The organism is Streptomyces sp. NPDC039480 (assembly GCF_055597165.1).
In genome coordinates, this window is the sequence record NZ_JBVITX010000002.1 from 605,541 (window position 1) to 617,226 (window position 11,686).

At 71.5% G+C, this 11,686-nt stretch carries 9 protein-coding genes; 2 read left to right on the forward strand and 7 right to left on the reverse strand.

The genetic code is table 11. From position 1 onward, the window contains the following. Positions 1-9 precede the first annotated feature (9 nt). Entirely contained in the window at positions 10-2,685 is a 2,676-nt protein-coding gene (locus ACZ56E_RS08830; RefSeq protein ID WP_471212498.1) for a SpoIIE family protein phosphatase, read from the forward strand. Positions 2,686-2,716: 31 nt separating this feature from the next. Here ACZ56E_RS08830 and ACZ56E_RS08835 read toward each other — a convergent pair whose 3' ends face one another. The 7 genes from ACZ56E_RS08835 to ACZ56E_RS08865 all read right to left on the reverse strand — a co-directional run bounded on the left by ACZ56E_RS08835 (position 2,717) and on the right by ACZ56E_RS08865 (position 10,605). Beyond that, a complete protein-coding gene (locus ACZ56E_RS08835) occupies positions 2,717-3,430 on the reverse strand; it encodes a PspA/IM30 family protein (protein ID WP_471212500.1) in 714 nt (237 codons plus the stop codon). Positions 3,431-3,515: 85 nt separating this feature from the next. Continuing rightward, positions 3,516-5,603 (reverse strand): TPM domain-containing protein, encoded by a 2,088-nt coding sequence (locus ACZ56E_RS08840; protein WP_471213126.1) that lies wholly within the window; start codon positions 5,601-5,603, stop codon positions 3,516-3,518. Positions 5,604-5,693: 90 nt separating this feature from the next. Next, complete coding sequence (locus ACZ56E_RS08845) at positions 5,694-6,617, reverse strand: hypothetical protein (RefSeq protein ID WP_471212501.1); 924 nt, start codon at positions 6,615-6,617, stop codon at positions 5,694-5,696. 71 nt (positions 6,618-6,688) lie between these two features. After that, on the reverse strand, positions 6,689-7,462 hold the full coding sequence (locus ACZ56E_RS08850; RefSeq protein ID WP_471212504.1) for a succinate dehydrogenase/fumarate reductase iron-sulfur subunit: 774 nt from the start codon (positions 7,460-7,462) through the stop codon (positions 6,689-6,691). Continuing rightward, on the reverse strand, positions 7,459-9,408 hold the full coding sequence (locus ACZ56E_RS08855; RefSeq protein ID WP_471212506.1) for a fumarate reductase/succinate dehydrogenase flavoprotein subunit: 1,950 nt from the start codon (positions 9,406-9,408) through the stop codon (positions 7,459-7,461). Before ACZ56E_RS08855 ends, ACZ56E_RS08850 begins: the two co-directional genes overlap by 4 nt. Positions 9,409-9,424: 16 nt before the next feature. After that, on the reverse strand, positions 9,425-10,261 hold the full coding sequence (locus tag ACZ56E_RS08860; RefSeq protein ID WP_468609236.1) for a hypothetical protein: 837 nt from the start codon (positions 10,259-10,261) through the stop codon (positions 9,425-9,427). A 26-nt stretch (positions 10,262-10,287) separates the two neighbouring features. Further along, positions 10,288-10,605: a hypothetical protein gene (locus ACZ56E_RS08865; protein ID WP_468609234.1), complete on the reverse strand. Its 318-nt coding sequence runs from the start codon at positions 10,603-10,605 to the stop codon at positions 10,288-10,290. 322 nt (positions 10,606-10,927) lie between these two features. On the opposite strand from ACZ56E_RS08865, the gene ACZ56E_RS08870 reads away from it, so the two are divergent. After that, a partial coding sequence (locus tag ACZ56E_RS08870; protein WP_471212512.1) for an ABC transporter substrate-binding protein occupies positions 10,928-11,686 on the forward strand: 759 nt, incomplete at its 3' end.

The following is an 11,686-nucleotide window of genomic DNA, read 5'->3' on the forward strand; positions in this document are numbered from 1 at the left end:
ACGGTTCGCGTGAGCGAGATACCAGCGAAGGCGACGGAGTGCGACGGTCCGTCGGGCGACGCGATGGCCCACGGGGCCGCGGAGGACGCGACGGGCGATACGGCCCCGGGCGGCGGAGCGGCCGACGAGACGTGGCAGAGCGACCCACCCGGTTCGATCTACGACTACATCAAGGTCGCCTCGTTCTCGATCGGCGCGGACGGCCTCGTCGACCAGTGGAGCGTGCGCGCCGAGCGGCTGTTCGGCGTGGCCGCGCGGGACGCCGTCGGCAAGGACCCCATCGAGGCCTTCGTGCCGCCCGAGCTGCGCGCCGGCAGCCACCGCAAGATGGCGGAGATCCTCGACGGACGGGAGTGGACGGGCGTCGTCCCCTTCCGGGTGCCCGACGGGGACGGCGCCGAAGGACGCGGCACGGCACGTGGCACGGCATCCCGCATGGCGCCCGGCATGGAGGGCATCGCCGAGGTCTACGTCATGCCGACCGAGACCGAGGAGGGCGAGCGGGCCGCTGTCTGCATCGTCGTCGACGTCCGGGTGCTGCGGCAGATCGAGACCGACCTCGCCGCCTCGCAGGCCATTTTCGGCCAATCTCCCTTCGGCTTCCTGCTCTTCGGCACGGACCTGAAGGTGCAGCGCGCCAACCGCCGGTTCGCCGACGTCTTCGGCGGCGGCGTCGAGGACCACCGCGGCCGCACCGTCCACGACTACCTGCCGCGCCACGAGGCCGACCGCATGGCCGCCGCCATGAAGCGGGTCCTGGAAACCGGCGATTCCGTGACGGACATGCAGATAGTGGGCCCTGCGCCCGGCAGCAGCGACCGCAGGCACTGGTCGATCAACCTCTACCGCGTGCACAGCGGCTCCGGCCGCCCCATCGGCGTCGCGGGCCTCGGCACCGACGTCACCCGGCGGCACGCCGCAGCCCGCGAGGCCGCCCACGCGCGGCGCAATCTGGCTCTCCTGAACGAGGCGGGGGCCCGCATCGGCAACTCCCTCGACCTGGAGACCACCGCCAGGGAACTGCTCGACGTCGCCGTCCCCGGCTTCTGCGACCTCGCCTCCGTCGACCTGTACCAAGGCCTCCTGGACGGCGACGAGACACCGCCGGGACTCGCCGACGGCAGCGCGGAACTGCGCCGGGTGGCCTTCGCGAGCGCCGTCGCCGACGCCCCGTTCCCGGCCGGTGCCGGGCCCATGGACGTCGGTGCCGTACACCGGTTCGGGTTCACGTCGCCGTGCGCCGACGCCCTGCGCACCGCCCGCCCCCGGCTGATCACCGGGGAGGACGACGACTCCGCGAGCCGCCTCACCCGCGGCCTGGTCCAGTCGACGCTCGCCGTGCCGATGGTCGCCCACGACACCGTGGTCGGCCTCGCCCAGTTCTCCCGTACGAAGGGCAGCGAACCCTTCGGCGAGCGCGACCGGGCACTCGCCGTCGAACTGGCCGCACGCGCCGCCGTCTGTATCGACAACGCCCGCCTCTACCGCCGCGAGCACGAGCGCGCGCTGATACTGCAACGCTCCCTGCTGCCGCCCGGCGACCCCGAGGCGTCCGGCCTCGACATCGCCTGCCGCTATCTGCCGGGCAACGCCGCGACGGAGGTCGGCGGCGACTGGTTCGACGTCATCGAACTGCCGGGCCACCGCACCGCCCTCGTCGTCGGCGACGTCATGGGCCGCGGCCTGCGCGCCGCCGTCGCCATGGGGGAGCTGCGCACCGCCGTCCGCACCCTGGCGCTCCTCGACCTGGAGCCCGCGGAGGTGCTCTCCGCCCTCGACGAGATCGCGCGCGGCCTCGGCAATCCCGCCGGGCCCCAGCAGTCCAGCCGCGCGGCCCGCAAGGCGGCGGACGCGGATCTCAGCGAGGTCTACCTCGCCACCTGTGTCTACGCGGTCTACGACGCCGTCACGCGCCGCTGCACCTTCGCCAACGCGGGCCACCTGCCGCCCGTCCTGGTCGAACCCGGCGAGTCCGCGCTCATGCTCGACGTACCCCCGGGCCTGCCGCTCGGCGTCGGCGGCGAGCCCTTCGAGGACGTCGAGGTCGAACTCCCCGAGGGCGCCCTCCTCGCGCTCTACACCGACGGCCTCGTCGAATCCCGCGACCACGCCCTGGACGAGGGCCTGAACGCGTTCGTACGCGCCCTCAACGACGCGCCACCCGCCCTGGAGGACGTCTGCGACCACGTCCTGAACACCCTCGACACCCACCACGGAGAGGACGACATCGCCCTCCTGATGGCACGCGTCCAGGGGCTTCCCGCCGAGCACGTCGGCGACTGGACGCTGCCGCGCGACCTCAAATCCGTCGGCCGCGCCCGCGAACTGGCCTGCGACCAACTGCGGGACTGGGACCTGGAGCGGCTCTGCGACACGGCGGAACTGCTGGTCAGCGAGCTCGTCACCAACGCCCTGCGGTACGGCGACGGAGACATCAGACTGCGCCTCCTGCTGGACCGGACGCTGGTCTGCGAGGTGTGGGACGCCAGCTTCGTCCAGCCGCGCCGGCGCCGGGCGCGGGACACCGACGAGGGCGGGCGCGGACTCCAGCTCGTGGGGTTGCTCAGCGCCGCGTGGGGCTCGCGCAGGACACCGCGCGGCAAGACGGTGTGGTTCGAACTCGCCCTGCCCGACGGTGATGTGGAGCCGATGGACGCGGCGGAGGCGCTGCTGAGCCTGTTCTGACGTGCGCCCCCGTCATGGGCCACACAGGGACTTACGTGGTCGCCTTGAGGGCGGCGAGGCGGGCCGTGACCTCGGCCTCGTCGCCCAGGCTGTCCAGCTCCTCGAACTGCGCGTCGAGCGAGGACGCGGCCAGCTCCTGCTTGCCGAGCGCCCGCGCCTCCTCGCGCCGCACCTTGTCCTCGAAGCGGCTCAACTCGCTGGTCGGGTCGAGGACGTCGATGTTCCGGGCGGCGTCCATCATCTGGTTCTGCGCCTGCGCGGTCTTGGCGCGCGCCACCAGCTGATCGCGCCGCGACTCCAGGTCGGACAGCTTCGTCCTCATCCGGTCGAGGCCGGACTTCAGCTTCTCCACGACCTCGGTCTGCGAGGCGATCGTCGGCTCGGCGTCCTTCGCCTCCCGCTCGGACCGCAGCTGCCGCCCGAGCGCCACCTTGGCGAGCCGGTCGAACGTGTCGGCCTCCGCGGCGTTCCCGGCCGCCCGCAGCTCGTCGGCCTTCCTGCTCGCCGCGAGGGCCTTGCCGCCCCACTCGACGGCCGCGTCCTGGTCGGCCTTGTGGTCCTGCTCCAGCATCCGCAGATTGCCGATGGTGGTCGCGACCGCCTCCTCGGCCTCCCTGATGTTGTTCGAGTAGTCGCGGATCAGCTGGTCGATCATCTTCTGCGGGTCCTCGGCCTCGTCGAGGAGCGCGTTGATGTTCGCCTTGGCGAGCTGAGCGACGCGGCCGAGGATGGTCTGCTTCGTCATGGCCTTGATCTCCTGGATCTCGTACGTAGGGAAGTTGCCGCCGATTACCGCCGATTGCTGCGTTTGCCGCCGATTGCCGCCGGGTTCAGAACCTGCCGCCTCCGCCCCTGCGCCCCCGTGTGCCGCCGCCACCGAAGCTGCCGGGACCACCGCCTCCGTAGCCACCGCCACCGAAACCGCCCCCTCCGTAGCCACCGCCTCGGCGACCACCCCCTCCGAAGAGCTCGCCCAGGATGATCCCGCCGAGGACCGCGCCGCCCATGCCGCCGCCCGGTCCGCGGCCCCCGCCGAACCCGCCTCCGTAGGAGTCGCCGTAGGGGTTGCCGTAACCCCGTACATCGCGCTCGGCGAGCTGCTGCGCCTGCCGGGCAAGACCGTCCGCCCGCTGGGCCGCGGCGAGCGCGGCGGTGGCGTCCTCGCCCTGGGCGGCCTCCGCCTCGGCGAGATGCCGTGCCGCCTCCGCCAGGCGGGTCCGCGCCTCGCTGCCGACGGCGCCGCGGTGCGTGGTGACGAAGTCCGTCGCCGCCCCGACGGCGCTGCGCGCGGTGAGCAGCGCCTGGGAGAGCAAGGTCCGGGCGCGGCGGTCGGTGACCTCGCGCTCACGGGCTCCCGTGAGCGCCTCGTCGAGTGCGGTGTCGGCCTCCTCGACGCGGCGCAGGGCGTCGATCGGGTCGTAGGGCCCCGCGGACATCCGGCCGCGCACGTCCGCGATCACCGACTCGGCGCGGGCCACCCGGCCCCGCAGATCCGCTGTGGAGACCCCTTCTCCGGTGCCGGCCAGAAGGCCGCGCGCGTCGGCGAGGTCCGCCTCGGCCTCGGCGAGGGCGCCGGGAAGCTTCTCGTCGGCCAGCGCGAGCTCGTCGGCCAGTCGGCCGACGGCGGCAGTGAACGTGTCCGCCTGGTCCACGGCGCCCTCCGCCGCCCGCAGATGGACGGCGGCCACGCCGCTCTCACCGGCGTCGACGCTCTGCCGGGCCTGCGCGAGCTGGGCGGCGGCGAAGACCAGGCGGTCCTTGGCCTGCTCGACATGGCCGAGCACGGCGGCGAAGGCGGTCGCGGCATACGCCCGGCGGAGATCTTCGAGAACTGCCCGCGCGGCACCGGTACGCTCCTCGACCCCCCGGTACGCCGTCTCCGCGTGCTCCAAGGCCTGCGGGGCGTTCTTCTCCAGGGCGCGCAGCTCGTCGAAGCCCGCGGTCTCGGCGTCCAGCCTGCGGCCCGCCTCCGTGCAGCGCGCGACGATCTCGTCCAGCATGCGGCGCCTGGTGAGGTCGTCCTCCGGGTGGGCGTCGTCGAGCTCCTGGCGCAGCCGGAACGCCGCGGTCAGCTCGGCCTGCGCGTACGCGAGCGCCGCGGCGAAGGGCTTGGCCGCTTCCTCACCGAACTGCGCGGTGGCGAAGCCGAGCTCTTCGGTGCTGGTGCGGATGGCGTCGTCGGTCTCCACAAGCAGCAGCCGACTCCGCTTATCGAGTTCGGGCAGCGGCGCCACCTCCCTGCCCACTGTGCCCCGCCCCCACCCACCCCCGCCGGGCGTGGTGCGGGTGGTGGCGCGCTTCCTGCGCCGCTTGTACGCGACCGTCGCGGCGACCCCGGCCGCGCAGGCAGCCGCGACGGGCAGCACGAGATCGCCGGCCGTGGAGTCGGCGCCGCCCGGGTCGGCCGGGCCCGGTGTGACGGAAGGGGTGGGCACGGGCTGTCCCGCGAGCACCGCGCGGTAGCCCTCCGCCGCGCCGATGGCCGCCCCGGCCCAGTCGTTCTCGCGCAGGGCGGGCCGGATGGCGGTGGTCGCCACGTCCTGGAGCTGCGCGTCGGTGAGCCGCGACCCGTCGTCCACGGAGTAAGCGAACTGACGGTCGTGCGTGGCCACGGCGAGCAGTACGTCATCGAGCCCCAGGCCATTGCGTTCGGCGGTGGCATCGGCCCAGCTCTGCGGAGAACGCCCGGAAAAGTCACGTACGTACACAACGAAGAGCTGCACCCCACGCTCGTCGTAGAGCCGATCCAGGACTTGCTCGGCCGCGCCTGCCCGCCCTCCGAGCGCGCTGGTCCGATCGGTGAGCTGTCCGGAACGGGAGAGCGTCACGGGCTCTTCGGCAAGCGCAACGGACGAACTGAACAACAACAACCAGGCAAGCAGCACGCCCCCCACGCCCGCTGCTGCCCGCACGGCCATCGACGGGGGCGGCATCACATTTGGGAGCGTATGGGGGCATAAGCCACACCGCGACCCGGGAGGGCGTCGGCGCCCTCCACCCCTGGCCGATCAACGCCCCCACACCAGCACCCCCGGCAGCTCCGAGGTTCTGTCGTTGTCGGATGGGCGGAGGCCGGGCTTGGCTCGGTTCTTCCAGGTCATCGTGACGAGCGGGGTGGTGCCCTCGCCGATCGTCACCTTTGAGCCCGCGTAATGCTGGCCCTGGGCTGTTTTCTTGCGGAGCCTGTCTGCCGTGGCGGTGGCCGCCTTTCGGGAGGCGGTTCGCGCGCAGAGGGTCTCTGAGGACGACGTGCCGTCCTTGCCGAGTCGCCCGCCGATCGCGAAGAGCACGACGTCCGCGTCGGCGCGCTTCGCGTAGTACGTCGCTTCGTAGACGTCGCCCAGGCAGTCGGCCACCGCCTCGTACGCCTCGTCGTCCCGCAGGGACTCGTCGGGGGCGGAGAGGCCGAGCGCGAGGTCGGAGCGCTTGGCGGCGCGGGCGGAGTCGGAGACCTCGTACGTCGCGGCGTCGCCGCGCTTCTTGTAGCGGGTGCCGTCGTCGGTGCGGGTGGCGCGGTAGCCCTGTTTCTTCATCGCCCGGTCGACCGCGTCCGTGTCGAACTTCCCCGTGAGCAGCGAACTGTTGCCGACCGCGACGGACGTCCGCACGTCCTTCGCGTCGAACCCCCAGTCCGCGCGGACGCTCCCGCCCGTGTAGCCGTGCTGGACGACTTCGAGGATCCCGAAGCCGTCCAGGCCGCGGTAGAGCGACGGGTTCTCGGCGACGAGTCGGCGTACGGTCCGTACGTCCCGATACGTCACCCCCTGGTCCGCCGCCGCTGCGGGGACCGCGGCGAGCGCCCGCTCCAGGCCTGTCCCGCCGCCCTTGTCGTCACTGCCACCGGGCAGCGAGCAGCCGGTGCCGGCCACGCTCAGCGCGCCCACGAGCAGCAGGGCGGCGGGGAGGGGGCGGGAGCGACGGGGAGCGTGCATGCGCGGCAGTGTGGCACAGCGGCCCTGCCGGGCGGGAGCTTCGGGCCCCCGCTCGAGCCCCGTCCCGCCGTCTACTCCGCCTGCCGTCGCCGAATCTTGCTCCCCAGCCACACCAGCGGATCGTACTTGCGGTCAACAGCCCGTTCCTTCAAGGGAATCAGTGCGTTGTCCGTGATCTTGATGCCCTCGGGGCACACCTCCGTGCAGCACTTCGTGATGTTGCAGTAGCCGAGGCCGTGCTCCTCCTGTGCGGTTCGTTTTCGGTCGAGGCCGGTGTCGGACGCCGCGTCCAGCGGGTGCATGTCCAGTTCGGCGACGCGCATCAGGAAGCGAGGGCCCGCGAAGGCCTCCTTGTTCTCCTCGTGGTCGCGCACCACATGGCACGTGTCCTGGCAGAGGAAGCACTCGATGCACTTGCGGAACTCCTGCGGGCGGTCCACATCCGTCTGCTGCATGCGGTACTCACCGGGGCCGAGCCCCGCAGGCGGCACGAAGGACGGGATCTCCCGCGCCTTCGTGTAGTTGAAGCCGACGTCCGTCACCAGGTCGCGCACCACGGGGAAGGCGCGCAGCGGCGTCACCGTGATGACCTCGTCGCGGCCGAAGACCGACATGCGCGTCATGCACAGGAGCCGGGGCCTGCCGTTGATCTCCGCGGAGCACGAACCGCACTTGCCCGCCTTGCAGTTCCAGCGCACCGCCAGGTCGGGTGCCTGGGTCGCCTGGAGGCGATGGATGATGTCGAGGACGACCTCGCCTTCATTGACCTCGACCTTGAAGTCCTCCAGGCCGCCGCCCCCGACATCCCCGCGCCAGACCTTGAATCGCGCGTCGTACGAACTCACTCGTACAGCTCCTCTTCCGTCAGGTACTTGACCAGCTCCTCCTTCTCGAAGAGGGCGAGCAGGTCCGGGCGGATCGGTTCGGTGGACACGCGGACGAGGTCGATCTGGCCGCGCACGGGATCGGTGGCCGCCAACCCGTCGCTCGGATCGGCCAGCCGGCAGAGCAGATTGGCGCGGCGCCACTCGCGGTTCATCGTCGGGTGGTCCTCACGGGTGTGGCCACCACGGCTCTCCGTACGCTCCAGGGCGGCCCGCGCGACACACTCGCTGACCAGGAGCATGTTCCGCAGGTCGAGTGCGAGGTGCCAGCCCGGGTTGAACTGGCGGTGACCCTCGACACCGGCCCGCCGCGCCCGCACCCGGAGCTCGGCGAGCTTCTCCAGGGCCTGCTCCATCTCCGCCTCCCGGCGGATGATGCCGACCAGGTCGTTCATGGTCTGCTGGAGCTCCTGATGGAGGGTGTACGGATTCTCGGGCGTCGCCCCCTCCGCCAGGCCCTCGGCGCTGAACGGCCGCAGCGCCTCCGCGGCCGCCGTGTCGATCTGCACCTCGTCCACCACGGGCCGCGCGGCGAGCCCCGCGGCGTACCGGGCCGCGTGCAGCCCCGCGCGCCGCCCGAAGACGAGCAGGTCGGAGAGCGAGTTGCCGCCGAGCCGGTTGGAGCCGTGCATGCCGCCCGCGACCTCACCCGCGGCGTAGAGACCCGTCACACGGCGCGCCGCCGCGGTGTCGGAGTCGACCGCGATGCCGCCCATCACGTAGTGACAGGTCGGCCCGACCTCCATGGCCTCCGCGGTGATGTCGACGTCCGCGAGCTCCTTGAACTGGTGGTACATGGACGGCAGCCTGCGCTTGATGACCTCGGCGGGCATGCGCGTCGACACATCGAGGAAGACCCCGCCGTGCGGCGAGCCGCGGCCCGCCTTGACCTCGGAGTTGATGGCCCGGGCCACCTCGTCGCGGGGCAGCAGTTCGGGGGGACGGCGGTTGTGGTCCGGGTCCTCGTACCAGCGGTCGCCCTCCTCCTCCGACTGCGCGTACTTCTCCTTGAAGACGTCGGGGACGTAGTCGAACATGAACCGCTTGCCCTCGGAGTTCCTGAGCACCCCGCCGTCGCCGCGCACGGACTCGGTGACGAGGATGCCCTTGACCGACGGCGGCCAGACCATGCCGGTCGGATGGAACTGCACGAACTCCATGTTGAGCAGCGGCGCCCCGGCGAGCAGCGCGAGCGCGTGCCCGTCGCCCGTGTACTCCCACGAGTTCGACGTCACCTTGAAGGACTTGCCGATGCCGCCCGTCGCGAGGACCACGCTCGGCGCTTCGAGGACGAAGAAGCGACCGGACTCCCGGTCGTAGCAGAAGGTCCCGCAGACCCGCCCCGCCTCGCCGAAAGCGGTGTCCTCCTCTTTCAGCACCCGCGTGACCGTGCACTCCTGGAAGACCTTCAACCGCGCTTCGTAGTCCCCGTGTTCGCGGAAGTCCTCCTGCTGGAGGGAGACGATCTTCTGCTGGAGCGTGCGGATCAGTTCGAGCCCGGTGCGGTCGCCGACGTGCGCGAGCCGCGGGTACTCGTGGCCGCCGAAGTTGCGCTGCGAGATGCGGCCGTCCGGTGTGCGGTCGAACAGGGCGCCCCAGGTCTCCAGCTCCCACACGCGGTCCGGCGCCTCGCGCGCGTGCAGCTCGGCCATCCGCCACTGATTGAGGAACTTGCCGCCGCGCAGGGTGTCGCGGAAGTGGACCTGCCAGTTGTCGCCGGAGTTCACATTGCCCATGGACGCGGCGATGCCGCCCTCGGCCATCACCGTGTGGGCCTTGCCGAACAGCGACTTGCAGATCACCGCCGTACGAGCGCCCTGCTCGCGCGCCTCGATCGCGGCCCGCAGCCCCGCGCCCCCGGCCCCCACCACGACGACGTCCCACTGCTGCCGTTCCACTTGTGACATCAGAAGGTCCTGTCCGTTAGAAGAAGCGCGGATCGTCGAAGGCACCGCTGGCGACCAGGTAGACGTAGAGGTCGGCGAGCGCCACGCTCGCCAACGACGTCCACGCGAGCAGCATGTGACGGGCCGTCAGCTTGCCGGTCCACTGCCACATGCGGTACCGCACCGGATGCTTGGAGAAGTGTTTGAGCCTGCCGCCGATGACGTGCCGGCAGGAGTGGCAGGAGAGGGTGTAGATCCAGATCAGGACGACGTTGACGAGCAGGACGAGCGTGCCGAGCCCCATGTGGCCCCACTCGTAGTGCTCGTCGCGGAAGGCGAGGACGGCGTCGTACGTGAGGATGCCCGCGACCGGCACGGCGGCGTAGAAGAAGTACCGGTGGATGTTCTGCAGGATCAGCGGGAAGCGCGTCTCGCCCGTGTACTTCTTGTGCGGCTCGGCGACCGCGCAGGCGGGCGGTGACGCCCAGAAGCCGCGGTAGTAGGCCTTGCGGTAGTAGTAGCAGGTCAGCCGGAAGCCCAACGGGAAGATCAGGATGAGCACCGAGGGGGACAGGCCCCACCAGCTGCCGAAGATCTCCCAGTTGGGTCCCGAGCGCATCGGCTCGCAGTTCTCGGCCAGACACGGCGAGTAGAACGGCGAGACGTAGGGCGCCGCGTAGTAGTCGGCGTTCGCGAAGGCCCGCCAGGTCGAGTAGACGATGAAGGCGAGCAGCCCGACGACGGAACCCGCGGGCGCCAGCCACCAGCGGTCGGTCCGCAGATGGGCAGCGGTGATCGCGGCGCGCGTACCGTCACGTACGCCGCCGCCGGGGGCCGGTCCGCTCTTCGGTTGGGGTTCCGTACCGGTGGCCAACGAGGCTCCAATCAGAGCGGGCGGATTCAGGGCGCGTGGCGGTCGCGGCCACCGAGGCCCTCGTCGTCGAGATCTCCGGTGTTCGTCCACAGCGAGCTGTCGTACGGCGTATCGGGGATGGTCACGAAGTCGGGCCTGGGCGGCTCGGGGCGGGGCGAGGGCGGCGGCGAGGCCGCGGCGCGCAGCAGGGCCACGCTCTCGCGCAGATGGTCGGTGTCCGTGCGCACCCGGCGCACGTCGACCCCCGCCACCTCGGTGCCGGCCTGCTGTTCCAGTCGGCCGACGGTCCGGACGAGGTCGTCCACGCATCGTTGAACAGCCGTCAATTCATCGTGCAGAGCCATTACTTGCCCTCACTTCAGGGGTGCGGTGGCAACGCTCATGCGCCTGCGAGTGTCGCGCCTCACATCCCGGCTTGTGAAGAGATCTGCACCGATTGCCGGATCAGGAGTCGCGAATGCGCCGGATCACGCGCCGTCCCGCCCGTTGGGCCGCACGAGTGGGATATGAGCGCCACCGCGTCGTGTCGCCCCCGGGGCGCACGTCCCGTCACCTTCAGTGGGGCCATAGATGTGATCAGCTCCATATACCGCCAAACGTGATCAAACCCGGCCCGGTCCTGGTAGCGGGCGGCCGGGCGAGCCCCGGACCCCGGAGGTACCAGCCATGTCCCACGACCGCGCCAGAGTCAGATCTGTCGTGTTCCTCGCGACGGGGGTGCTGGCTCTGCCCGCCCTCGCCGGCTGCAGCTCGAACGACGAGGCCGGCCGGCCGACCGCGGGCCAGGACATCGCTCCGGCCGCCAGGGACCTGGTCGCCGACGGCGGGGCCATGAACTGGGCGGTCGACGCCCGGCCCGAGACGTTCAACACCTTCCAGGCAGACGCCGACGAGGCGACCGCACGGGTCGCGGGCGCCGTCCTGCCGTCCCTGTTCCGCCTCGACGCGCAGGGCAGGGCGCAGCGCAACGCCGACTTCCTCGAATCGGCGGAGGTCGTCGAGCGCGAACCCCAGCAGGTCGTCCTGTACAAGCTGAACCAGCAGGCGGTCTGGAGCGACGGCCGGGAGATCGGCGCCGACGACTTCCTCGCCCAGTGGCGGGCCCTGTCCGGAAAGGACACCGCGTACTGGACGGCGCGGAACGCCGGCTACGACCGCATCGCCAAGATCGAACGCGGCGCGAACAACCTGGAGGTGCGGGTCACCTTCGCCAAGCCGTACGCCGACTGGCGCTCCCTCTTCTCACCGCTGTACCCGAAGCAGGTCATGGGCACCCCCGACACCTTCAACGACGGCGCGCGCCGCAGGCTCAAGGTGTCGGCGGGCCCCTTCGCGCTCGGGGCCGTCGACCGCAAGGCCGGTGACGTCACGCTGGAGCGCAACCCGCGCTGGTGGGGCCGCCCGGCCAAGCTCGACAGGATCGTG